At 40.4% G+C, this 23,478-nt stretch carries 24 protein-coding genes; 6 read left to right on the top strand and 18 right to left on the bottom strand.

All coding sequences use genetic code 11. The features are described from left to right. Positions 1-427 precede the first annotated feature (427 nt). Positions 428-1,072 (bottom strand): hypothetical protein, encoded by a 645-nt coding sequence (locus ACR65F_RS10225; RefSeq protein WP_440504355.1) that lies wholly within the window; start codon positions 1,070-1,072, stop codon positions 428-430. A gap of 128 nt (positions 1,073-1,200) precedes the next feature. Continuing rightward, on the bottom strand, positions 1,201-1,725 hold the full coding sequence (locus ACR65F_RS10220) for a hypothetical protein (RefSeq protein ID WP_440504354.1): 525 nt from the start codon (positions 1,723-1,725) through the stop codon (positions 1,201-1,203). Positions 1,726-2,000: 275 nt separating this feature from the next. On the opposite strand from ACR65F_RS10220, the gene ACR65F_RS10215 reads away from it, so the two are divergent. Further along, positions 2,001-3,050, top strand: a complete 1,050-nt coding sequence (locus ACR65F_RS10215) for an aromatic acid exporter family protein (RefSeq protein ID WP_125101742.1) — start codon at positions 2,001-2,003, stop codon at positions 3,048-3,050. Between the two features lie 561 nt (positions 3,051-3,611). After that, positions 3,612-3,722: a putative holin-like toxin gene (locus ACR65F_RS10210; RefSeq protein WP_231567254.1), complete on the top strand. Its 111-nt coding sequence runs from the start codon at positions 3,612-3,614 to the stop codon at positions 3,720-3,722. Between the two features lie 267 nt (positions 3,723-3,989). Here ACR65F_RS10210 and ACR65F_RS10205 read toward each other — a convergent pair whose 3' ends face one another. The 8 genes from ACR65F_RS10205 to ACR65F_RS10170 form a co-directional block, all read right to left on the bottom strand. Next, a complete protein-coding gene (locus ACR65F_RS10205) occupies positions 3,990-4,706 on the bottom strand; it encodes a dihydropteridine reductase (protein ID WP_440504353.1) in 717 nt (238 codons plus the stop codon). 314 nt (positions 4,707-5,020) lie between these two features. Continuing rightward, on the bottom strand, positions 5,021-6,511 hold the full coding sequence (locus ACR65F_RS10200) for an aldehyde dehydrogenase family protein (RefSeq protein WP_440504352.1): 1,491 nt from the start codon (positions 6,509-6,511) through the stop codon (positions 5,021-5,023). Between the two features lie 282 nt (positions 6,512-6,793). After that, positions 6,794-7,456 carry a lysoplasmalogenase gene (locus ACR65F_RS10195; protein ID WP_440504351.1) on the bottom strand — a complete coding sequence of 221 codons (663 nt, stop codon included), beginning with the start codon at positions 7,454-7,456 and terminating at the stop codon, positions 6,794-6,796. Between the two features lie 94 nt (positions 7,457-7,550). Continuing rightward, positions 7,551-9,446: a bifunctional metallophosphatase/5'-nucleotidase gene (locus ACR65F_RS10190; RefSeq protein ID WP_440504350.1), complete on the bottom strand. Its 1,896-nt coding sequence runs from the start codon at positions 9,444-9,446 to the stop codon at positions 7,551-7,553. Positions 9,447-9,552: 106 nt separating this feature from the next. Further along, positions 9,553-10,266 (bottom strand): GntR family transcriptional regulator, encoded by a 714-nt coding sequence (locus ACR65F_RS10185; protein ID WP_440504349.1) that lies wholly within the window; start codon positions 10,264-10,266, stop codon positions 9,553-9,555. Positions 10,267-10,328: 62 nt separating this feature from the next. Then, complete coding sequence (locus tag ACR65F_RS10180) at positions 10,329-10,943, bottom strand: sterol desaturase family protein (RefSeq protein ID WP_440504348.1); 615 nt, start codon at positions 10,941-10,943, stop codon at positions 10,329-10,331. Between the two features lie 408 nt (positions 10,944-11,351). After that, positions 11,352-12,515 carry a CynX/NimT family MFS transporter gene (locus ACR65F_RS10175; RefSeq protein WP_440504362.1) on the bottom strand — a complete coding sequence of 388 codons (1,164 nt, stop codon included), beginning with the start codon at positions 12,513-12,515 and terminating at the stop codon, positions 11,352-11,354. A gap of 62 nt (positions 12,516-12,577) precedes the next feature. Further along, positions 12,578-13,267 carry a FadR/GntR family transcriptional regulator gene (locus ACR65F_RS10170; RefSeq protein WP_440504347.1) on the bottom strand — a complete coding sequence of 230 codons (690 nt, stop codon included), beginning with the start codon at positions 13,265-13,267 and terminating at the stop codon, positions 12,578-12,580. A gap of 366 nt (positions 13,268-13,633) precedes the next feature. Between ACR65F_RS10170 and ACR65F_RS10165 the strand changes: the two genes are divergently transcribed. Continuing rightward, positions 13,634-14,302 carry a 2OG-Fe(II) oxygenase gene (locus ACR65F_RS10165; protein ID WP_440504346.1) on the top strand — a complete coding sequence of 223 codons (669 nt, stop codon included), beginning with the start codon at positions 13,634-13,636 and terminating at the stop codon, positions 14,300-14,302. Between the two features lie 167 nt (positions 14,303-14,469). On the opposite strand, the gene ACR65F_RS10160 is transcribed toward ACR65F_RS10165, so the two are convergent. The 8 genes from ACR65F_RS10160 to ACR65F_RS10125 form a co-directional block, all read right to left on the bottom strand. After that, on the bottom strand, positions 14,470-14,928 hold the full coding sequence (locus tag ACR65F_RS10160) for a DUF2691 family protein (RefSeq protein WP_440504345.1): 459 nt from the start codon (positions 14,926-14,928) through the stop codon (positions 14,470-14,472). 123 nt (positions 14,929-15,051) lie between these two features. Beyond that, a complete protein-coding gene (locus ACR65F_RS10155) occupies positions 15,052-15,669 on the bottom strand; it encodes a hypothetical protein (protein ID WP_440504344.1) in 618 nt (205 codons plus the stop codon). After that, positions 15,647-16,165 carry an RNA polymerase sigma factor gene (locus tag ACR65F_RS10150; protein ID WP_440504343.1) on the bottom strand — a complete coding sequence of 173 codons (519 nt, stop codon included), beginning with the start codon at positions 16,163-16,165 and terminating at the stop codon, positions 15,647-15,649. The genes ACR65F_RS10155 and ACR65F_RS10150 overlap by 23 nt, the downstream gene beginning before the upstream one ends. A 284-nt stretch (positions 16,166-16,449) precedes the next feature. Further along, complete coding sequence (locus tag ACR65F_RS10145) at positions 16,450-16,878, bottom strand: hypothetical protein (protein ID WP_440504342.1); 429 nt, start codon at positions 16,876-16,878, stop codon at positions 16,450-16,452. A 46-nt stretch (positions 16,879-16,924) separates the two neighbouring features. Beyond that, complete coding sequence (locus ACR65F_RS10140; RefSeq protein ID WP_440504341.1) at positions 16,925-17,614, bottom strand: hypothetical protein; 690 nt, start codon at positions 17,612-17,614, stop codon at positions 16,925-16,927. 381 nt (positions 17,615-17,995) lie between these two features. Continuing rightward, positions 17,996-18,757, bottom strand: coding sequence for an AAA family ATPase (locus tag ACR65F_RS10135; protein ID WP_440504340.1), 762 nt, complete (start codon positions 18,755-18,757; stop codon positions 17,996-17,998). 167 nt (positions 18,758-18,924) lie between these two features. Beyond that, complete coding sequence (locus ACR65F_RS10130) at positions 18,925-19,251, bottom strand: hypothetical protein (RefSeq protein WP_440504339.1); 327 nt, start codon at positions 19,249-19,251, stop codon at positions 18,925-18,927. A gap of 228 nt (positions 19,252-19,479) precedes the next feature. After that, entirely contained in the window at positions 19,480-20,106 is a 627-nt protein-coding gene (locus tag ACR65F_RS10125) for a hypothetical protein (protein ID WP_440504338.1), read from the bottom strand. Positions 20,107-20,524: 418 nt separating this feature from the next. Here ACR65F_RS10125 and ACR65F_RS10120 point away from each other — a divergent pair, with 418 nt between their 5' ends. From ACR65F_RS10120 to ACR65F_RS10110, 3 genes are all read left to right on the top strand, one after another. Further along, a complete protein-coding gene (locus ACR65F_RS10120; protein WP_440504337.1) occupies positions 20,525-21,058 on the top strand; it encodes a hypothetical protein in 534 nt (177 codons plus the stop codon). 234 nt (positions 21,059-21,292) lie between these two features. Next, positions 21,293-22,279, top strand: a complete 987-nt coding sequence (locus ACR65F_RS10115; protein ID WP_440504336.1) for a hypothetical protein — start codon at positions 21,293-21,295, stop codon at positions 22,277-22,279. A gap of 174 nt (positions 22,280-22,453) precedes the next feature. Continuing rightward, positions 22,454-23,302: an aldo/keto reductase gene (locus ACR65F_RS10110; RefSeq protein WP_440504335.1), complete on the top strand. Its 849-nt coding sequence runs from the start codon at positions 22,454-22,456 to the stop codon at positions 23,300-23,302. Positions 23,303-23,478: the final 176 nt, after the last annotated feature.

The following is a 23,478-nucleotide window of genomic DNA, read 5'->3' as shown; positions in this document are numbered from 1 at the left end:
CGAGGGAAGCGGCTGAGAGCAAGCCCCTCGGAAAGCGTCCGCTCGCAGCGGAAATCAACTTTTTCTAGTTAATACTAATGTAAAAGAAAAAAGACTGTAGGCAAACCCCGGGATTACTGGAGTTTGTCTACAGTCTGAAACCTTCTAACTAAGGGGTTAGAAGGTTTGAAAATCAAATTATTAGTAAAAATAACGGATTGATATTTGGTCGCCTAAAGAATATCCGACCGACGGTTAGACGTTCTTTTATCGAATTGACTTCAATTCACTTACCAATTTTCCAGTAGGGTCAACCGTCTTCACATGACCTACGCCTTTGACATAGTAATGTTTATATCCTTTCTCGCTCACTTCTACAGCTCTTGATCATGACATATCGAACTATCTAGCTTATGGAATAGTTTACAATTCTATGGTGTTTTTACTCTCACATATCATAGTCAGCAATTTTCAATCCCTTCATTTGCTGTATGTTTTTCAAGTCATCTTGCTTCAATTCCACATAATCTCCACCATATCCAATTAGCATATAGTTGAGATGAATCCCCTCATTGTCCATTTTCTGAATGACTGCAAGTAGGTTCTCAAGCTCCACTTTTTTATCCTCATCAGATATGAAGAAAGGCATATCGATATATACCGTCCAGTAAGTGTGTGGAAGATGATCCAAAACGTCTTTCCCTCTAGGTAAAGGTTCATCAAAAGTAACGTTCGCTGAGATTCCTAATGCTTCTGGGAAATATGGTTTTAACAGAGAATCTCCATAAATCGACCAATGTTCGTACCCATAACCATCATCGAACTCACCACTCCTCGAAATCCCTATAGAAAAAGTAACGCCAGTAGAAGCGGCTGTCGCCTCACTGTAATAACTTTTTCCATGAAGGATATCAAAATACACTGCCCCTAATGTGAACTCGTCTAAATACCGGGACTCCAAGTAACGCGTCATTTCTTTCTTCAAATAAGTATATTTCCACGGCAGTCCATACTTAGCATAGAGCATGAAAAGTGATCCGCAGACAAACAAAATTAGTCCAAGAACTATAAAGAATCGCTTAGCGTTTTTCATAGATCACTTCCCTTTTCGATGTCCTTTCACTTTAGTGACCTTCAAACCAATGTCTAGACCAATGATTCGAAACTCCTCATAAAATGATTTTCAAACGAGCAAAGAATCTTCTAATAATAAAGTGACTTCTACTTCGAACCTCGCTCCGGAAGCCAGAACCCCATAACGTTAAAAGCTTTCAAGGAGATGGAATCTGTTTCAAGTTCTCCTTTTGCCCAAAAGAAATACGAGGCTAGGTGATAAGATTGTATTGCGGAACGTTCAGACTTCATGCCAGGAACATCCTCATTTTCAGAAACCTGCAGACATTCAATTCCTGCACAATAAATTCCATGTTCTTCTTTCAAATAGCTGCCGAATTCAGTTGTTCCAGATGGTACACGAAAAAGAGACACAAAGATTAACATGCTCAGTATTTGCACACTCTTTTTAATGAGTGAGGAATCCAAATAGAGTATGATCCCTACTACACAGAACAAAAATAGAACCATCCACACAACTGACTTGGACTGAAAGATTAAATGAAAAAAGAATGACATAGTCATGAAATATACTAAATACCGTGTCAGAAATTCTTCTTTCGTTTTAAAGAACAAGCTATAAAACAATACACACGCTAGTATTGTGAAAAACACAACTTGAAAGACAGCCACTGTCGTCCTCCTTTTTACAGCAAGGTATTCCTAATTCAAAACTTCGTGATTGTTTACCTTAAATATAGTTTTATGAATCAATTGCACTTCACTCACTATATCCACATCTTACCAGAAATCAATAATTATCTCAATACTTGATAAATAATAACAAGCTCTATTTTCGCATTTCAAATTAGGTCATTATATTTGTAATAACCCAGTATTCAGAGGTATATCGTACTCAGACGTTTGTATTTCTATGTTAAAATTAATGTGTTAGGGGACAAGAATATATGCGAAACTTTCATTTCCATGGCATCCGAATTGTAAAAACAGGGATTGCTATATTTTTAACAGCTATTATTTGTGAATGGTTTCACTGGCCGCCCGTATTTGCAGTTATAACGGCAATTGTAACGATTGAACCGACCGTCAGTGATTCCATTAAAAAAGGCATCGTTCGATTTCCGGCATCTGCTATTGGTTCAGCATATGCTGTTTTTTTCATTGCACTTTTTGGAAACTCACCTATCACATATACTTTGGCTGCCGTTTTCACCATTTTGACCTGCTACAAATTGAAGCTCCATGCGGGGCTTCTTGTTGCAACATTGACAGCTGTCGCCATGGTTGAGGTCATCCACAGCAATTATCTAATCTCCTTTTTCATTCGTCTAGGTACAACCACCACAGGTCTATTGGTGTCTACCGCTGTAAACATGATCGTCTTCCGCCCAGATTATCGGAAGGATATTTTAGATAGTATCCAGAAAATCGGGGCACGGGCAGGAACCATTTTGGAACAAACCTTCCAAACGATTCTTTATGACGAACAACAAGATCGCAAAATAGATGGGGTAATCATTCACCAACTGAATAAGGAAATTCTAAAAACAGAAACATTAATTCGTTTTCAACGGGATGAATCGAACTTGCATCCTTTGATGGGTGGAGACCGAGAGGGAATTCTTATGGCTGAAAAGCAATTATCCTATTTGCATAATCTCGATTATCATTTGGGGAATTTACGCTATTTACCCTTAAATAAAATTTCATGGTCGGAATCTGAGCGTGATATCATAATGGACGCTGTAACAGAACTTTCGAATGACTTGCAGCATGCAGAGGACTATAATTCACAAAAGCATCAGCTGCAATTGAAAAACATCACCGATCTTTTCTGGGAAGACAATGATGAGATAACAAAAAACAATGAAATCCATCCAACTCAATTTCCACCGGAGTTAATTATCCTTTATGAACTCGTGACGATTTATAATTTAGTGGATCGATTTTACAATCCAGATCTTATAAACTCATCCCAGAAAGTAGAACGCAAATGATGAAACAGATTGATCGACACTCCCCCTACTCTTTGAATGACCTTATTCTGAATAGCCTTCATGATATGGACCAACAACTTTTCAAATTTTTCCGTGCTATCAATTAAGACAGTAATGACGAAAGAGATGGTAAGTGAAATGTTATCTGAGATGCTAAAACTAGTTAAACTCAATAAACACAAAGGCTTCAGTCTCATCATCCGACTGAAGCCTTTGTGTTATATATTATTGAATTCCTGCACTTGAAACTTACTTAATTTCAAAACTCTTCATGATTGTTTTTCATAAAGACATCGCATTTATTATGAGTCGTAATCCTGAATAGCTTCTACACCAAGTAATGTGCTAATGCTAGTGTTGTTGCCGAATTTGATGAAATAAGGAGAAGAGAAGGGCAATTAATTTGGCTGTTGTGTATCACTTTAATGTTTATAATAATTTTAAATTTTCCACAAAAAAGAAACATATGTTTGGTTTTATACTTCATAAATGGTATAATAATAAGGTAGCGATATATAGCGGATGGGCGGTTGGCACTCCCTTGAGAAAGGGGGTGTTACAATGGTGACATACGAAGCAATTAACATGTTATTCCAATTTGGAATGTTTCTCGTAGCAACTGTAGCAGCGGTTGTATCGATGATTGCTCTATACACCAAGCAAAAAAAGTAACCACCCTCCGCTACCACGCTAAGTAGATGAGATGGTTACTTTTAACACTCTTATTCCACTGGCTAACCGCACTTCATGCGGATGTCAGCTACATTGACTGGGTGTTCTAGCACCCTGTCTTTTTTAGTATATGTTTATCTTACCACATTCATACGATTTCTTCACTTGAGTAATCGCTGCCTGTGCACCGCAATACTCGAACACTATTCAGAATACTCCTGAAGTTGAGCTCTGCACAGGCAGGCATCACTAAGTATATTGCCTCACTTAAATTAGCAAATCTATTGACAAAAACTCAGAAAGAGATTGTTCACGTTTATCAAGCATAATCTGTTCCGGTTTGACACCCTGATCACGTAGTACTTTAATATTCTGCACCAGGAATTCATCGCTGCCGACAACATAGAAAAGCCCATTCTTGTCTGAAGCAAGTTGCTTCACTTCTTCATAGTAGTCTTCTCGGTTATCGACGAACTGTGAGGTGAACTTTTTATCAGGCGCGGATTCAAATATAGTAGGGAATAAAAAATTCTTTGACGAGTCAATGTTCAGTGAATGGATTTGATTGACATTGTCTGCACGTTCAAAATAATCAAGTACCAACGGTCTGAACGTTGCCAAACCCACACCAGAAGACAGCAAATAAACATTTTTATCTTCTCTTTTAAGTGGTACATTTGAATGTGTTTTAAATATTGCAACTTCATCGCCGACACCTAGATTTCTTAAAATCGTTTTAAACTCGGAGCACTGTTCTTTGATGCGGGTTGTAATTCCAATCGAATTTTCATGAGGCAAAGTGGAGATGGACATATGACGAATCAGGCTACGATTCGGTTTCTCTCCAGCATTAAAACCTTCCAGTGCAAAGTGGGTGTGAGAACCTTCTTCCCATGTAAAGTCTTCAGGACAATCGAGCAAATAGGTTTTCACCTCAGGCGTTTCTTCTATAATCTCATTTATTTTAGTCCAATATATTTGCATTATAAATCCCCCTTTAGTAATTATAAGTATCGTTCTTTATCTAATATACTATAACTGATAATAATTCTCAATTAAATATCTCTTAGTTAGAGCTACCTTTTTAAGTAGTTTTCTCTTCATATAAACACTTATGATTGGTTCTAATACAAATTTTGATATTAAAAAAGAAGCAATCACCAAAAAATGATGATCGCTTCTCTTTATTAACTTCTCTCAATTTCATTACAATCTTCCTATACCCATTACCTCTACCAATGCACCGAACAACTTCGAAACAACTCAAGATCACATCGTGAACAGACAGCAGTTTTGAATTAATACATGCCATCGGTTTCTTCACTAGTATTAATAAAAATATTCTTTGTTTGGGTATAAGCGTCTAAGATACTCTTGTAAGTTTCACGACCGATACCTGATTTTTTATACCCTCCAAATGGCGCACCGGCAGTAACGTTTGTGAATTGGTTAACCCACATCCTTCCCGTGTGAACGCCACGAGAAACGCGAAGCGCTTTATTAATATCTCGTGTGAACACGCCTCCTGCAAGTCCATAGTCGGAATCATTTGCTAGCTGAATGACCTCGTCTTCGCCTTTAAATTTAATGACTGTTGCGACTGGTCCAAAGATTTCTTCCTGAGCGATGCGCATTTTATTGTCGGCATCTGCTAAAATAGTTGGTGCCATAAAAGCACCATCGCCTAATGCATCTTCTTTGAGTTGATAACCGCCTGTAACGACTTTAGCCCCTTCTTCCTTACCAATCTCAACGTATTCCAAGATTTTATCTAGTTGTTTTTGATTTATTTGCGCACCCATTTGGACGCCTTCTTTCCATGGAAGTCCTACTTTAACTTTTTCAAAAGCTTCTTTCATTGCTTTTAAGAAATCGTCGTAAATATCTTCCTGGACAAAGATACGTGAACCTGCACTACAAACCTGTCCTTGGTTTAAAAGGATACCCATTTGAACTCCTTCAATCGCACGCTCCCAAGGTGCATCATTAAAAATAATATTAGCAGATTTACCACCCAACTCTAAAGTAGAAGGGATTAACCGATTAGCGGCTGCTTTAGCAACCTTATAACCTACTTCCGTAGAACCCGTAAATGCCAATTTAGAGATACCTTCATGGTTAAGGAGATAATCACCTGATTCTGATCCTTTACCTGTAATGATATTGACTACACCTTTAGGTAATAGGGGATCAAATAACTTAGCAAACTCTAGTAGACTCAATGATGTTGAAGAAGACGGTGTAATGACAATTGTATTACCTGCAGCTAAGGCAGGTGCAAGTTTCCAAGCAGCCATAAGAATTGGGAAATTCCACGGAACAATTTGTCCAACAACACCAAGAGGCTCCTTGAGAACGATAGTTAGGTTGTTTTCGTCTAGTTGTTGAGCTGTCCCTTCTTCTGAACGAATCACACCGGCAAAGTAACGGAAATGGTCAACAGCTAACCGAAGATCCGCACCATTTGTTTCTCTCAATGGTTTTCCGTTATCAAGCGTTTCTATCATAGCTAAATGATCAATATTTTCTTCCATAACATCAGCAATCTTTAGTAGAATATTACTTCTTTCCTCAATGCCTACTTTTGACCATTCTGGAAATGCTTTTTGTGCAGCGTCAACAGCAGCGTCAACGTCGGCATGTGATGCGTTTATAAATTCCGATAGTTTTTCACCGTTAGAGGGATTGATTGAATCGAGTTTTTCACCTTTTGAACCTTCTGTCCACTCCCCATTTATATAGAGCTTATAAGACGGATCAATATACTGTTTTACATTTACAGAACTCATTTTTATTCGTCCTCCTTTGTATATCTATTTCATTTATTTTCCCGTAATAGTCTAACAGCAAACATATTAAGTCTACTGTCCATACATAACCTTCGACAAAAAATGATAGACTGTGCACTACAAACCTTCAGCACAATATAGTTATGTCGTGCACTGGTAACCACTTTCCGCTATTTTCGTAAAGCAAAAAGCAACCATCTCATCTACCTGACTTAGTAGAAGAGATGGTTGCTTTTAATGGATTCTAGTATACAAATTGTGTAGCAATCTTATCTTTTTTCCTTACCTAGGTATCGTCGCTTCCTTGTCAGGACCTAGCTTCACATACTGCCTGCCAATGCTTGCGGCAAAAAAGACTTGCGCAGCGTAGTAAGTAATCATGACGAGTGCATCACGACCTGGAAGCGGGGTGACAAATCGATCGATCGCAAGGAATGAATCCGAGCAAATAAACAGAAGTGCCCCTATTATCACCAGTGGCAAGCGTGTTCGAATCGCTTCCCACCCCATCAGCAAAATGACCCCCATATAAGCAATGATTGCTACGCCGAGCACCACTTCTCCTGAAGCGATTTGCGGAACCGCAATCCAAAACACCATAAAAATCCCGTAAAGGATAAGCGGTATTGCAGCGATCAGAGGAACAGACTTGCGGCGGGCTGTCCGGAAAGCAACGATATAAAACAAATGAGCGACTAAAAATGTAGCAAGGCCAGCCATGAACCAATAAATTGCCGCATCCGCTACCATACTGACCGCAAGACCGATGAGAACAATCTTTTTATAAAGAGGAGTTACAAGAGACGTGTTCGTAGCCGCGTACAGGATAATCAACATCATTGGAACTAGTTTAAACGCGATTTTGATGCCTACTGGTTCTTCCGGAATTAGATAAATATAGACAAGCCCCATTATGGTTATTAAGGCCAATAGTACTTTACGCAAGCAACTCAACTCCTTCATAATCGCTGTTTGTGCATCACACAACTTCAACACTAGTAGAGCTGTTTCAGAGTTGTGCCGTGCTAAGACAGCGGCTTTAAACTGCAGTTCCCTTCTTACGCTTTCTCCTTTTCACAATATAGGTAATCAGTAAAGCAAGGATTCCAACGAAAGCTAGCACGATCCCGTATGCAGTTAGGATAATGCCATTCGGATTTTTAAGGATCGCAAAAATACTTGCATCATGAACTACGACTTTTCTATCTTTCAGTTGATTATAATAGGCGGGCACTTGTGCGACGCCGTCTACTTTTTCAAACGATTTCATGTAATTGGCGATGGCGTACCATTCTTTCACTTCCTGGTGATCATTCATATAAATAATATGGTCTTCAAAATCTGTCACAGGCTTCCCCTCTTTTGTCTTTGGCACAACAGAAAGGATTCCAAAAGACTTTTCATTTACATAAGGGAGCATTTGAACTGAATATAATCCGCCTACTACACGGTAGAGTTTTTTATCATCGATTTCTTCCTTTGTGCCATTCTGGGACTGCAAGCTGATATCTGTCACTTTATTGAAAATGAGACGATTTGTATTAAACGTATAGCTTAAACCAGCGATATATAATTGAACCTCGTTCATAATGGGTGTAATCGATGCATCAACTTCCGCAACGGTCTTTAGTTCTTTCCCTGTCAAATATATATCTAGAAGAGGATACCCAGAAATCCCATCGGGACCGATGCCTAAAGAATTCACATTGAATACATTTGAAACCGTGATGTTCCCCTTATTAAATGAATTTCTTATCGTACCAACAGGAACAACAGCTGCAGCAATCGGCTCATACTCGCTCCCTTCCAATTGTTGAATGGTATTAACAAAGGAGTCTCCTATCAAATTCCCTAATGGTTCTTCTTTTTGATCGATCCCTAACTCTGTAAAAGGAGTGAAATCGAAGGGTGTGTAAGCAAGCACTTCATCAAATTCCATCCCAAATTGACGAAGGTAGTTTTCCTGAATCACCTGTTTATACTCCTCAATTGTTTTGGTAATCTCTGAATCTAAAGGAAGTGAATCATCGATTAACTGTAGTTCATAATTATTGACTTTCCATTTGTCATTTTCATTCTGTGAGATAGTTAGCACACCTAAATGTTCTCCATATTCGCCGGCTGAACCTAAAATTGTATCACCTACAATAATTGGTTCTTTTAGAGTTGTATGGCTATGACCACTAATAATGACATCAATGACCGGAACCTTTTTCGCTATGAGTTCATCTTCAGATTGAGACGGGTCTTCGGACGTACCTGAATGGGAAAGAGCAATGACAAGGTCTACTTTCTCGTCATTCTTTAGCGTATCTACCGTTGACTTGGCACTTTCTATCGCATCATTAAACGTAACACCGGACATAGGAGCGTTGCCAGCTGCTTCTTCTCCCATCAACCCTAAAATGCCGATTCTAATCCCTTTACGCTCGATGACCATATAATCTTTCACATCGTACTCATTCATCGCTTCTTTTAAAGCTTTTATGTTGTCGGGAAACTCGCCATTCTCATCTGTCGGAAAGATCGTATTTGAAGCAACAATGCTAGGGAGTTCTTCGCCACTGTCCTTTGCGGCGCGTAAACTTCTCGCTAACCCTTCCGCTCTAAAGTCAAACTCATGATTCCCTATTGTGGTTACATCATATCCCATTTGTCCCATCATTTTTAGACCTGGCGCGTCCGTTTGGTAAATCGTTTGGAACAATGTCCCCATTGCGAAATCACCCGCATCGACTAATAGGGCATCCGGATCTTTTTCTCTTTGCTCTTGAATCGCACTATGTAATCTAGCATATCCGCCAACTGTCACTTCCCCTTGCCCTTGCCCTCTATCGATTTCAAACGGAAGGAAATTGTCATGTAAATCATGCGTGAAAAGGATGGTGATGGATTCGTCAGCTGAATCCGCGTTCCCTTTTGGAACATCCATCATGAAGACTGTAGCTATGAGTAGAACGTATGAAAGAAACCTGACTAGTAATTTAGTAATTGTAATCTCTCTCCCCCCTTATGTATCTGTGCAAAGCACAACTCACTTATTACATGTCTTCGAACCTAAATCTCACACCGATTTTTTCATCAGATGATAATTGGTTTGCCCATAACGTATAGCTTTTTTCCATCATCGCATGGGCGAGCTCTTCTGCTTGCTGATCATCACCTTTTAATGCAACGGCCATTAATTTCCTATAATAGTTCAACGATGCCTCTCGGCGAAAAGAGCTTTCAAAGTATTTCATTGCCATTTTTACATAAGCTGGCTCAAAGCCATTGAGCACGAGTGCAAAAAGAGGGTTCTCGGATAATCTAGCTAACTCTTTTTGTACCTTCCAATCATAAGACGCGAAAGCTTCCGGAGTGTCTGGTAACTCATCGAATTCGGATAGCAAGCCTACTACTTTAGGGTGATTCAGCTTAACTGCTTTTTTTATATATTGGGGTGTTAGCGCAATACGCAGTTCTAAAAAGTAGAGAACGAAAGCATCGGGTACTTGGTCAAAGTACTCGATAATATCGACGATTGTTGTAATATTTCCACCGTACCAATAATCATTCACAACAGCACGTTGGCCTTTTCTAAGCGTCAGCCAACCCCCATGACTTAGGCGCTGTAAAACTTCTCGAATCGCAGGACGCCCTATATCATAGATAGTGGCCAATTCTCTTTCCGTCTCAATTTGGCTGCCTGCTAGATATTCTCCTTGAAGGATTGCTTTAATGAGTTCTTTTTCAACAGAGGCTGTTCGATTCATAGCAAGGTCTCCTTTTGGCAACGTATAAATAAAGAGCGTGGAATACGTCTATACCTTTCCACTCAAGTACGCTTCTCTAAATTCTTTGCAGTCTCACTTTTTTCGACCAATTTTTGATCTCTATAAGTTCCGAGCGTTTTATCAACAGAGGTATGCGTCACACCAAACCAGTAGTTTTCATTTTTAAAATGATGCCAAAGATGGGCTTTCTTAATCTTTCTCCCTATCTCCGTTCGCGGTTGAACAGGTCGATGTGCAATGTAGTGCTTCCATTCGTAATACATAAAATAGACAACGATTCCTGCGAGATAAGCAATCATTAATTGGAAGTTTCCTGTTATTAAGTAGAAATTGAGCGCAAAGATTGAGAAGCCAGGCAAACTGAACCAAAGCGGTAAGAATAACAGTTTTAAATTGTTAGGATCAGCGTGGTGATCAAAATGTAAGCGCTTAATCCATTTCAGTAAAAAAGAATTAGTTGGAGTCTTCATGTGAAATAAAAATCGGTGGATTACATATTCACTCATTGCATAAGTAGCCATCCCAATAATGAAAGCAATCCACGTACCTATGTAGAGAGCATTTAATAAAGTATAACCCATGAGCGGAATAAACAGAATAAGCATAATAGCGATATCTGGATACGTGACAAACTCTTTCATGTACTTAGTATTCATTTACATTCCTCCTATCGTATGGTTGAAAAATTCCCGAGGTAGTCTAGTCTATGAAAATGTTACGTTTGGTATGACCATTTTAATCATTGGTCTTACCAAACTATATAGTTTTCTAAAAAGATAGTCAATTAAATTCAAAAGTTGCAGATTGGGCTCAGTCAATGAATAGAATCATCATTTTGAAAGTAATCCCTTCTAACACAATCAGTAATGGATTCAAATTCGTGCAATACCCGCAAATGAGTAGTGAGACAGCAACTCGTCTTAGAATACTCCATATAAATAAAAGCTAGATGAGAGCTACAAAATAGCCTTCACCTAGCTTTTATTTTTCCGCTGCATATGTTTCGACAAACTTCAGAATTTCTGTAGCGTTGTGCCATACACAGTTAACGGCTTCTTATGATTCTAGTTCTCTGAAATTGTATTTCCAATTACTCTATCTCTTCCAGCAGCAATGCCAACTATTAAGATGACAACAGCTAAAGCAATTAACATGATAAGTGGCATTGTCCAACTATCTGTCATATCGTGTAAACCACCAAATACAATTGGTCCTGTTGCTGCCAGTAAATAACCAAACGACTGTGCCATACCTGACATATCAGATGCTTCAACTGCAGTGCTTGTTCTCATGCTGAAAAACATCATAGATAAGCTAAATGCGCTACCTGCGCCCATACCGATCATAATGACTGCTACAGGCATCAAAGTCTGATTCCCAATTAAAACGCCTGTTATACCAAGTATAAACAGCACCGCAGTGGCCCCACTTAGGAGGATTTGATTTTTCATGCGTTCAGCAAGTACAGGAATTATAAATGTAAATGGAATTATAGCAAACTGCATTAAAAACAACATCCATCCAGCTGCACTCATACTATACCCCATGCCTTGCAGGATTTCTGGCAACCACGTCACTAACGTGTAAAAAATTAAAGACTGTAATCCCATAAATACCGTAATCGACCACGCTAGCGGAGAACGAGCTAACGATAATTTCTCTTTTGGTGTGGCCTTCGAATATCCAGTTGGATCTTTACCCTTTTTCAATTGGGGAGCCCAAACCGCAATGGCAATGAAAACAGGAATCGCCCAAAATGCGAGTGATCCTTCCCAGCCAATTTTACCGATAGATGTTAAAGGTACACTTAAGCCGGACCCTAGCGCTGCAAAGATGTTCATAAACACACCGTACATACCAGTCATAATCCCAACTTTTAATGGAAAGTTCATTTTAATAAACCCAGGTAGCAATACGTTACCAAACGCAATCGCAACCCCGATTAAAATAGTTCCTGCGAATAATGCGCCTGTTCCAAATAATGATCGTAAGACAATACCAATTGCCAAGACAACTAATGAAAAGAAAATAGTCCTTTCCATCGTTATTTTATGCGCTATTTTCGGTGCAAAAGGTGAAAGAAGAGCAAATGCGAGTAAAGGAAGTGTTGTAATCGTCCCCGCCAACGCATGGCTAATCCCTAAATCCGTTCGTATTAATGTGATTAAAGAACCAATCGATGTAAGTGGCGCCCTTAAATTGGCAGCAATTAAGATGACCCCAATCATTAAAAGCCATTTTTTCTTAGAATCTATTTTTGTTTGTTGTAATGCTGTATCTTTTTGCAAATTTAGTCCTCCTGAATGCGTTTAATCTTCTTTCTGAAATCGTTTATGTATGTATTTACATAACTAATAGCTGCTTGCACATCTTGCTTCTTAATGGCTTCTAGTAATTCATAGTGAATCTCTTCACTATAGTTAAAGTAGGCATCTGCCACCATTATTTCTTCGATTGAAGACTGCAGTGGTTCAGTTATATGTTCATAAAGACGTTCTAACATCTTATTATGTGATGCTTTAACCATTGCTTTATGAAATATAATATCTGCTTGTAAAAATTCTTGTACATCTCCTTTTTCAGATGCCAATTTACATAACTGAATAGACTCGGTCATTGCTTCTAAATCAAGATCATTACGCCGGATGGCTGCAAGCTGTGCTGCTTCTCTTTCTAAAGCAAGACGCACCTCTAACGTTTCCATGATGCTCGACTTTTCAACTTGTCTATGAAGCGCTACACCAAAGGCACTAGATGATTTTACAACCGTACCGCTCCCTTGTTTGGTCTCAAGTAAACCCGCATGAACTAGAGCACGAATTGCTTCTCTTAGTGTATTCCGACTCACGTCAAATTCCTTCATTAATTGCATCTCTGCAGGCAATTGATCGCCAATTTGCCAATGGCCACTTTCGATAAGTTGTTCAATTTGAATCACCACTTGCTCAACCAACGACAAACGTTCTGTCTTTTTCAGCATGAGTGCACCTCCAAAGGTTCTTTTTGAAAAGTTGTAGGATGATTGGACTTAATCAATATATCACTAAATTTATTATAAGTAAATATGAGAACTCCTGGAAGCTGCCGGTGGAAGAGACTATCATTTTTAATTAACGGGTGATGATTGTTTCTTCACCAATATTGATTAAGTCTGTTAAGATATGACCGAATGGCAAACATATTAGTAAAAACAGGAATATATAACTACCTTTTTGACTACATTCCTAATTTACGATACTTATTCCAGCATGCTAAAATAAATTAACTTTACATCCAAAGAGGAAGTGTGAACCGTACAAGAAGTCCGACATTAGCTGTACACTCATAGCCCCAGGGCGTATTTGATTTGAAAATCAAACTATTGAAGAGGTGTTCGAAGTTGATAGCGGAGAATAAAGAGCAAACGATATTTAATCACGTTGGTAAAAAGATACTGACGGATAGAGAGATTGACATAGTCGCGAAAATCGAAGAACCAATGATCGTCGTTTTAGGCAATATGTTAAGTGATGAAGAGTGCGATGAACTAATCAGATTGTCCACAGACAAGATGAAACGTTCAAAAATCGGCACAACACGTGAAGAAAACCAGTTAAGAACGAGTAGCAGTATGTTTATTGAAGAAAGCGAAAACCTAATTGTTGCGAGAATCGAAAAAAGAATTGAAGCGGTTATGAATATCCCGATTGAACATGGAGAAGGTCTGCAAATCCTTCAGTACAAGCCGGGTCAAGAATACAGAGCACATCACGATTTCTTCTCGTCGACTAGTAAGGTAACTAACAACCGAATTAGTACGCTAGTCATGTACTTGAATGATGTAGAGGAAGGTGGCGAAACGTTCTTCCCCCACCTGAACTTTTCTGTATCGCCGAGAAAAGGGATGGCCGTCTACTTTGAGTATTTCTATAACGATACGATGTTAAATGATGCAACGCTGCATGGCGGAGCACCTGTGGTAACTGGGGAAAAGTGGGTAGCGACACAATGGATGCGGAAACAGAGGGTACGGTAAATGAGAGGTTTTACTGAATTAATTTGTTAGCTCCTTTTTCTGAATAGTGTAAACATATAGATAGTTAATCCATAGTTGTGGTGCCTGTGCAAGAAACAATCATGTTTGTTTAAACATTCATGGTTGTTTTGCGCACAGGCACCTTTTTACGTTTTTTATATGGCAAGCTACTCTCCCCAGACTGAGTAAAGAAGCCCTTTCAGCTCGTCATCCTTCAGTGGTTCAATATTTGTGTACCCAAGTATTCTTGCCCGCTCAGAAAGATGTGAAATCAATTGGTTATTTTTAGCGATGGCGATAACTTGGACAGAGTCAATTACCAAAAGTGAAAACAGGCAGGAGCTCTCCATGAATTCTTTGTAATTATTTATCTCACTTACTGTATCTAAGGATGGAAATGCTTTCAAGTCGACAAAGATCAGGTAGTGCTGGCCACTTGCTAAATGAGTGATGAAATCTCGGTCCGCCATAACGGTATCAGCGATAAAAAAACGTTTCTCATACCCGGTAAAATACGATTCACCGGGACCTGTCCTCCAATACCATGAAGGTTCAGTCATGCCATTCAGCAATTCATACAGTTGGTTTCCGGTTCCGTTCCGGATATCAAAAATAATACCTTGCACACGACCACTCCTTTATTAGTGAAAGCCTGTTCAAGAAACTTTCGTGTTTGTGTAAACATTCATGATTGTTTTGCGAACAGGCATCCAAACATTTCAGTTGGTGATTTTTGGTTTTGCTACGATTTAGTCGATGTAGTTGTTCACGCTGTAACGAATTCCGTCTTCCCCTACATATTGTCGTGGGGCGGTTTTCTCCAATGTGTAAGAGAAGTTATTTTCGCCGGGTACGGTGATGGTATACAGATCTTTTTTCTTTTTAACGGTATAGTTTTTATAGTCGCCCTCTTGCAGCTTCATTTTGGCCAGCTTTGCTTGATAGTTCTCAGATGCTGCCCTGATTTCCGATTCACTCTGTTCTGTTCCCATGAAGGAATCTCCCATAAAATTGTTTTGAATGTACATTGTTTTCCCATCGAAAGCAATATAGTAATTTGTCACTTCAAACGAATCCTGCTGTTTCATAATGGTGCCTTCCCAAGAAGCCGTTACATCTTTAGCGAAAAATCCGGAACTAAGCGAATTCGGTTTGCTGATCAGGATTGTCACGGTGAATGCTATTGTAATAAGCAATAGTATAGAAATAATCGCAGGCTTCCAATGAAACTTTCGATACCTATGCGGTACACTTTTGCTGTGGAAGACCGATTGATGCATGGTCCTTTTTTGTTCCCCTGTGGGCTGAAACGACTCGCTAAGGGAACCGAGTTTTTGAGTCAGTTCATCGTCGGTATAGGATTTCATGAGACATGCCTCCTTTCTCGAGTTCTTTTTTGAATGCGTCCAGTGCGCGTTTCAGTCTCATCTTCACTTTACCTTCAGAGCTCCCAAGTATTTCGGCTGTATCTTTCGTGGAGAACCCCTGGATATGCCGTAGTAGGATGACTTGCTTCTGATTCTTATTAAGGCAGTGGAGCGCTTCATAAAATTCGGTCTCCTGCGCGTTGAGTTCGGCCATTTCTTCGGAGGACGGGTGGCTACCGAACACATGGAAGTCCTTATCGAAAAAGTGAGTCAGAGGATGTTTTTTTCTGAAGTGGTTCAATGTTGTCGTGTAGGCGATTCGGAAAATCCATGTCTTCACCGCGGCACGACCGTCGAACTGATGCGCCTTTTCCACGACTTTCACGAACGTTTCCTGTGTCAGTTCTTCTGCTGTGTGCCGGTTCCGCACTTGCATGAAGATATAGCTGTACACAGCACTGGCATAATCCTCAAACCATTGTTCTGCGGACATCATTTCACCTCTCTTCTATATACTTAGACACTATATTTTGTATTTGGTAACGCTAGTTTAGAAAATTATTTCATTGGTCGTGTATGGCGGATAGGAATGCAAATAGAAAAATGCCCAGTTGCTCCAAGTTTTGTACCGGGAGCAGCTGGGCAAAGTGCTACAGTTTCCACTGCCTGTGCACCGCACAACTTGAACACTATTCAGAGCCGTCCCCGAGTTGCGTCGTGCATAGCGACAATATAATTTTTGGTTTGTTTTTTTCCTTACCGGTTCCTGCAACTTTACAGTTAATTTTTAATGAACAGGTTTTTCAGGACCTGAGCGTTTTCAGGATTCATCCTGCCATAGCTTTCATCTTCCTTGTTGCTGATGATAGTTGCAGAGTCGTCTTCTTCGAACCAGATCCGATATTGGACAAGTGACTCAGGCATGTTTTTGTCTTTCTCATAGAAGAAAGTTGCCAGAACGTCTTCTGGCCGTGCCATGTCCGCTTTGGTATTTGACTGCCACTCCGTATTAACGAATGCTTTTTGTGCCGCTTCCAAGTCATCGTGTTCCACAAGTATCTTTTCTTCTCCTTTTTTGCCATGCTCATCAACCTGTTGCACGTCAATCCGGACGAGTCGTCCTTTATCCTTTTCTGCAGACTGTCCTGAACAGGCAGTGATAACGAAAACCAATGCCAAAAGGGTAATAACTTTCCATTTCGATTTCATCTCTGTCCACCTCTCATTTTGCACTCTTTATATCCCGCGCACGCCGTCACTCCTTAACGGCTGATTCAATTATCCTCTTCATTTTCTCGTTGCCATGTCCTTCATAACCAATTATATTTTCGTCTATCATGTAGATTGTATGGAAAGTGGATCCGTCCTCCAGATGGAAGTATATAAAGACCCTGTTGTCCCTATCACTTTCGTTTTCCGGGGTTATTTCTCCTTTATAAGCAAGCGCTAGGTATTCTTTAAGAAACTCCTCAGTCTGTCTAGTTTCTAGTTCACCCAGTAGGGTATCATCTTCATCACTTCGGATGCTGATTTTGGTCACTTTCCCTCGTATGTCGGCAAGGTCCCCGAGCGTTTCTGCATTCGGATTGTCGATCACTTGAAACACACGCCCATCCGCGAAAACACGAAATTCCGGTTTGTAGCCTATTACTTCATACACAGGCGTCCCTACCGACACATACGTTGCCTCTCCATTTTTCAGTTTATGGCTAGAGCATGCATGACCATCTAGCATATACGTTACCTTACCAAGCCTATCTCCTGTTTCGGGAAGAGTAGTCTCTTTATTAATCATGTCACTGCCATATTTAATGTCGTTTATCATGAGGACATCCGCCCAATCAATTTGACCATCCGGACATCCCCGGATCCCATCCCAGACTGAACAGCCCGCGCTCAGTGAAAGCATAGACAAAATCATAGCCAGTAACCACTTCTTCGTCATCCCATCAATCCTCCTGAAGTTTTCAGATGGTTTCAAACTCAATTTATCAGCTAAGCAAGCGCGGATTTGGCTGTGGATGAGCAAGTCACACTTCACCATAGCAGGTTTATAGTTATTATTTATTCTTAAAGTCAGGTTATTAGATTCATATTATTGTATGAACTATCTGTCATTTCATCATACCTCATTGGTAAACTGTAGTGCATTCTTTTTTCCCACTTTTCCCCTAAATGGCAAAGAGCCACTTGCCAGAGGGCAGCAAGTGGCTTAATTTTCACGGTGACTGTGCAAGAAACTTTCATGTTTGTTTAAACATTCATGATTTTTTCGCCCACCAATTTTTCTCTATTTTAAAATTGATCCACATGTAGATTTTGTCTTTCATCGCTTGAATAGATGATGGAGCAGCCGGTCCCGGTCGCTGAAAAACTGATTCATGATCGAAAAGTGTGGGGTGTCTTCCAATTCGACTTCCCTCATCCCTTCGTTTTCCAACTGATAGATAAAAGCTGTTGGATACGCCATCAGGATCGGCGAATGAGTGGAGATGATGAACTGTGAACCTTCTGTCACGAGCTCATGGATTCTTGAAAGCATCGCGAGCTGCCGGGTTGGCGACAATGCTGCTTCCGGCTCGTCCAATATGTACAGACCGTTCCCCTGGAAACGCTCGATGAACGCCGCGAAAAATGATTCCCCATGTGATTGCTCATGAAGAGACTTGCCACCAAAGGAATCAATGATTCTTCGTCCTCCCAAAGGTTCTGAATCCAGTTCTTCTATGTGGGTGGCGACATTGTAAAATGTTTCCGCACGAAAGAAAAACGAATCATTCGCCCGATGAACGCCTTTGACGATTCGAAGATACTTATCCAGATCGGAATGTGAGTCATAGCTCGAAAAATTGAAATTCCGCGTGCCCCCTTCCGGATTAAACCCAAGGCTGATTGCAATCGCCTCCAGCAGCGTGGACTTTCCCATCCCATTTTCCCCGATGATATATGTGACATTCGGATGGAATGCCAACTCTTGCAAGCCGTGGATGAAAGGCAGATTGAGCGGATAGCGCGCAAAGGACTGGATTTGGTCTCTCTTCAAATAAAGACTTCGTATGTATTGTGTATCCTTTGTCAGTAAGGCCATTGGCAAAGCCATCCCTTTCTATATTAGCTGTTGGGTGTTTCCTTAGTTTTTTCCAGAATACTCCTGCTTGCATAATAGTACTGCATCTGCATAAATGAATTTTTCTTGAGCTGTTCCTTATTCAGATAGGTTATTTCACAGTGAAAGTTTCTCACACAAAAACGTAGTTACATAGAACCGATCAGCAGCATCAGCACCATGATCATCATGAATACAACAGTCAGCAGGAGCAAGAGCAGTGAGACCGCGATATTCCGTCTGAATTCATGGATTCCAAACACCAAGCCAGCGAGAATACTCACCCACCAGACAATATCAATAAGTAGATTGTTGAACTTGTCTAGTACGCCTGAAAAGAACAATACAAGGAGCCCCACCTGCAGCAGTAAGATTCCTAATCCGAAATTTGACGGCCGGCCCAGCGCCTTGTTTTTGCTGAGAACCCCGATTAATAGCAAAATCAGCATCAGTAGAATTCCTGCTGCGCCAATCATTATTGTCACGCTCATCTCTTACCTCGCCCACTTCCCTATTATCCATCACTTTCTTAGTTAGACGCTTAGGTTTAAAATAGGTTCTGAATTTTCGTTAAAACGGAGCGCAATTTTGCAACTATTAGGCTCGTTGGATTTACCAAAAAACACCATTAATTAAAGATTTGCACATACTACTTTTTTGATAAGACTACTTTGGGCTGCCTGTTCTCTTAGTCTATGAATCGCTTATTTTTCAATTACGCCAATTTCATAACCTTCATACAAATCCTGACTTTCGTTCCTCCAATTCAAATAGAGACTCGCCAAGACTTCAACATTCTCAGCTGGAAACTCTCCAGACCGCGAGCCAGAAGAAATCATTTCATTTTCAACATTCTCAGGTTTCGGGTCATACACCACTTTTGTTTCCACGACTTTTCTAATCAATCCAGCCTCAGAATCAATATCCACGACCATCTGTAGGCGAACCTTTCCCTCTTTCGTCGGAACCTCTCTGAATACCAATTTCTCTTTCCCATGTGCCACTGTCTCACCATATGTGTATAATAACTCGCCGGTATCTTGAGAAGTGATGTCCACAATGATGTATTTGTCCGTTGTTCTTTTTGTTAGTACGATGTCTCTTTTTTGGTAAGGGATCTTCACGTAAAGATCGTTCAGTGCAACTTGGTGGTCCGTCAAAGTCGGTGAATCTATATAGTCAGATACCACGCCTGGACCCGATGGCGCCTCATGTTCGATCGTTCTTTCAGGATCAGGATTCGGTTCGTGACCACTATCGATGACTAGCACAGAAATAAAGATGACCGCCGCTAGGAGCACAGCAACTATATAACTTTTCCTCAAACTCATCCCCACTTCCACTTCTTATCTAATATGCACCTTTATTATTCAGGTTTATTTCATTGAACGTTAAGAGAAAAAGAATGGAATCAATTCTATCGAGTTCTTCCCGCCAAAAGACACGGCTGGTATGTAGTTAAAATAGCGAAGGTCAATAAACTAGAACACTTCTTCTTCATACCGCTCACCTGATTTTCCAGCATCTGACTCTTCAATCAGCTTAATATTGATTGAATCGTTCGTCAAGACTCTTTAGAAATGAAACCTGCCGTATTCATAGGATGGTCAATTCCCTCCACATGATGGCAGTCTGCATGTCAAAATCGTGTGTGTTTACACTTCCTTGATATTTACGTGGACAGAGACTCAAATTGATTCGTGTAACTTTCCAGTTGTTTGTTCGTCTAGTTGGCAAAGGTGGGAGCATATGAATAGGCTGACTGTGTTTTTCATGATGAGTATTGTCTTTGTAATGGCGGGCTGTACTTCTGATAAAAGCAATACGGAAGAAACTGAGTCGATACAGGCTCAACTGGTTGCTTCTGAAAAGACATTGCCGAGCAATTTTGAAAGCATTAGCAATCAATCTGTACCAAAGGGGATTCAAACTGAGCTTGTTAAAACACAAGATGTGTACGAAGATTCTTGGAAAGAGTTTCAACTTGAAGGTTCAATTCCAGAAATAGATTTTAAGGCGAACGACGTTTTGTTTGTCGGAATGACTGAATCCAGCAGTTGTCCCTATATCCTCGATTCCCTCAAGACCAACATAGAAGAGAGTCAGTTATTGATTACTTTTGAACCGTTGGATGATGTGTGTACAGCAGATCTGTCACCAAGAAACTTCGTAATTGCGATTGAAAAAAAACTATCTTCCAAGTTAACATCCTTCCGAATTGTATCGGAACAAAAAGAAATTGAAGTCCCAATTTTAGTGAAATCGATTGAGTACGAGGGTTAAGTATAAGGTTCATGTAAATCATGCTTCTGCATTGATGTTTTCGGTGCCATCGCAAACCGCATGTGTTTCAATTAGTCGTCGCTGCACTTTAAATTATGACCATCGTACAGCAATTCCACCGTCATACCCGCTGTTCCTGTCATTTAAATTTCCAGATTAAAATTATCCTGTTTCCGATATCTCTTGTTCTTTCATTGATCTTTTCGCTATGATAGAACCAATGAAACTACAGGGGTGTCACAAATGGAAACGTTCAAGGAACTAATAGGAATGGCGGCCATTACGATTTTTTTCGGTCTGCTGACGTGGGGTCTTACATCATCATACTTAGAAGAGTATGACTTAATGTCCACAGAGCCGAAGTCAGAAACAGTCGCGAGCATAGTCGGTACAAAAAGTCTGTTCAGACCTCCTGCTTACAATGTGAAAATCGAGCAGCCCGACGGTACACCATCTGAAGAACTGTACCGCATCTCAAAAAAACAGGCGGAAGAACTTACTCGGGGGGATGAAATAGAGGGCTATGCGAACGGTCCGACGGGTTTTTCAACGAGCCGGGATATCCTTATGGACAGCATGTTTTATCTGGCGGGCATCGGCGTACTCGGATTCTTAGCTTTCTGCTGCCTGGTCGCTACTATTCTTTCCATTCCTGCGATTGAGCAGGCGGAACAGAAGTCCGCATACAAGCGTTATGTAAAAAAGAAACGAAAAAAGCGCAAAAAGAACAGGAATAAGAAACAGCATGATACCGGCTGGGGAATCGCCGGCGCCATCGTCCTATTCTTCATGTTCTTAGCCTCCCGCTTCCTCCTTAATCTCTTCAGGAAAGTAATGCCTTTCGGAAAGACAGAAACGGAAGCTACGATCTTCGACACGTATTCATACATCACCTACCGGAAACACGAAGATTCCATACGCGAATTCACGGTCGCATTTGATGACCAAGACGGCAATACCATACAAGTCATCAAAGATGTGACTCGGAACACCTTTGCAGATTACGACATCGGTGACCGATTGCCGATCTCCTATGATTCTACTAATCCGTATGACGTCTTTGTCCGCGGCACTTCCATTCAGGACACCTTTCAAGCCCTGCTCACCTGGGAGATGCTCGTCTATGGCTCAATGCTGGCAGTCAACGGATTTGTTATCTGGGCTTATTATGATAGCAGGCTAAAGGGGAAATGGAAGAAACGACAGGTGGATGCTCGGTGAGGTGGATTACCTAAAAACTTTGGTTGTGTAAAGTCATCTCCAAAACAATTCTGAATATCACCTTGATTATGCTGCGCACAGGCAAAGTTTTCAAGGAGGTTTGGCAGCTCTCTTGAAGGGAAAATGAGAGAAAGACCTGTCAGATAAAATAATTGCAAAAGGAGTATGATAAATATGAATACTATACAATCACATCGATTAAACGACGGTACGAGCCTTCCATCAATTGGCTTCGGAACGGTGAACATCAATGGTGCACAAGGAGTAACGTCCGTTTTATCAGCCATCGAAGCTGGATATAGACTCATTGATACCTCGACGAACTATAACAACGAAGGAATGGTAGGAGAAGCGGTTCGGCGGTCATCTATCCCAAGAGAAGAACTGATGATCAGCTCAAAACTCCCTGGCCATTCACATGATTACGACAAAGCGATTCTCATGATCCAAGAATCACTGTACCGTATCGGACTTGACTACTTTGATAAATATTTGATTCATTGGCCACTTCCGAAGCAAGGTAAATATGAAGATGCGTGGCAGGCTTTAGTGGATGCGCAGAAATTCGGACTGATCAAGACGATCGGCGTATCGAATTTTTTACCGGAACACCTAGAGCGGATCATTGAAAAAACAGGTGTTACGCCTGCAACGAATCAAATCGAGCGCCATCCGTATTTCAACAATAACGAACTGGTTGAGTACAATAAAAGCCGAGGTATCCTAACAGAAGCCTGGAGTCCTTTAGGGCGCGAAATAAATGATGTGTTAACAAATGATACCATTGTAGCGATCGCTGAGAAATATAACAGAGAGCCAGCGCAAATTATTATTCGCTGGAACTTGCAAAACGGTGTCTTACCGATTGTAAAATCATCGTCATACAAACATCAAAAAGCAAACCTTGATGTCTTTGGCTTTGAATTAAGTGACGAAGATATCCAAACAATTGATTCCTTGGATAAAGGCGAAGCAGGAAGAGTAGAGGGTCAGCACCCGAACGAATATGAAGAGTTTGAATGATTAGCCTCTTTTACTCATATAATAATGGATGGTTCTGATACCTAAACTAAAAACCTAAAAACCGACTCTATAGAATTTATAGAGCCGGTTTTCTTAGGTTTTAAAAATATTCTCTGATTGATTCATCTATTGTGTGTGATCCAGGTCCTTGTCCTTTAATGGGGAATCAGAAATCG

The sequence above is a fragment of the Sporosarcina sp. SAFN-010 genome (assembly GCF_059415065.1).
Note: the sequence above shows the minus strand (reverse complement) of the source record. Positions and strands in the feature narration are given on the sequence as shown.

What these genes read in the sequence shown, in the direction of transcription:
- ACR65F_RS10225 (WP_440504355.1), bottom strand. Translation starts at nt 1,072, where the DNA reads ATGAAAAACGCTAAGCGATTCTTTATAGTTCTTGGACTAATTTTGTTT.
- ACR65F_RS10215 (WP_125101742.1), top strand. Translation starts at nt 2,001, where the DNA reads ATGCGAAACTTTCATTTCCATGGCATCCGAATTGTAAAAACAGGGATT.
- ACR65F_RS10210 (WP_231567254.1), top strand. Translation starts at nt 3,612, where the DNA reads ATGGTGACATACGAAGCAATTAACATGTTATTCCAATTTGGAATGTTT.
- ACR65F_RS10205 (WP_440504353.1), bottom strand. Translation starts at nt 4,706, where the DNA reads ATGCAAATATATTGGACTAAAATAAATGAGATTATAGAAGAAACGCCT.
- ACR65F_RS10200 (WP_440504352.1), bottom strand. Translation starts at nt 6,511, where the DNA reads ATGAGTTCTGTAAATGTAAAACAGTATATTGATCCGTCTTATAAGCTC.
- ACR65F_RS10190 (WP_440504350.1), bottom strand. Translation starts at nt 9,446, where the DNA reads ATGATGGATGTTCCAAAAGGGAACGCGGATTCAGCTGACGAATCCATC.
- ACR65F_RS10185 (WP_440504349.1), bottom strand. Translation starts at nt 10,266, where the DNA reads ATGAATCGAACAGCCTCTGTTGAAAAAGAACTCATTAAAGCAATCCTT.
- ACR65F_RS10180 (WP_440504348.1), bottom strand. Translation starts at nt 10,943, where the DNA reads ATGAATACTAAGTACATGAAAGAGTTTGTCACGTATCCAGATATCGCT.
- ACR65F_RS10175 (WP_440504362.1), bottom strand. Translation starts at nt 12,515, where the DNA reads ATGATTGGGGTCATCTTAATTGCTGCCAATTTAAGGGCGCCACTTACA.
- ACR65F_RS10170 (WP_440504347.1), bottom strand. Translation starts at nt 13,267, where the DNA reads ATGCTGAAAAAGACAGAACGTTTGTCGTTGGTTGAGCAAGTGGTGATT.
- ACR65F_RS10155 (WP_440504344.1), bottom strand. Translation starts at nt 15,669, where the DNA reads ATGAAATCCTATACCGACGATGAACTGACTCAAAAACTCGGTTCCCTT.
- ACR65F_RS10150 (WP_440504343.1), bottom strand. Translation starts at nt 16,165, where the DNA reads ATGATGTCCGCAGAACAATGGTTTGAGGATTATGCCAGTGCTGTGTAC.
- ACR65F_RS10145 (WP_440504342.1), bottom strand. Translation starts at nt 16,878, where the DNA reads ATGAAATCGAAATGGAAAGTTATTACCCTTTTGGCATTGGTTTTCGTT.
- ACR65F_RS10140 (WP_440504341.1), bottom strand. Translation starts at nt 17,614, where the DNA reads ATGACGAAGAAGTGGTTACTGGCTATGATTTTGTCTATGCTTTCACTG.
- ACR65F_RS10135 (WP_440504340.1), bottom strand. Translation starts at nt 18,757, where the DNA reads ATGGCCTTACTGACAAAGGATACACAATACATACGAAGTCTTTATTTG.
- ACR65F_RS10130 (WP_440504339.1), bottom strand. Translation starts at nt 19,251, where the DNA reads ATGATTGGCGCAGCAGGAATTCTACTGATGCTGATTTTGCTATTAATC.
- ACR65F_RS10125 (WP_440504338.1), bottom strand. Translation starts at nt 20,106, where the DNA reads ATGAGTTTGAGGAAAAGTTATATAGTTGCTGTGCTCCTAGCGGCGGTC.
- ACR65F_RS10120 (WP_440504337.1), top strand. Translation starts at nt 20,525, where the DNA reads ATGAATAGGCTGACTGTGTTTTTCATGATGAGTATTGTCTTTGTAATG.
- ACR65F_RS10110 (WP_440504335.1), top strand. Translation starts at nt 22,454, where the DNA reads ATGAATACTATACAATCACATCGATTAAACGACGGTACGAGCCTTCCA.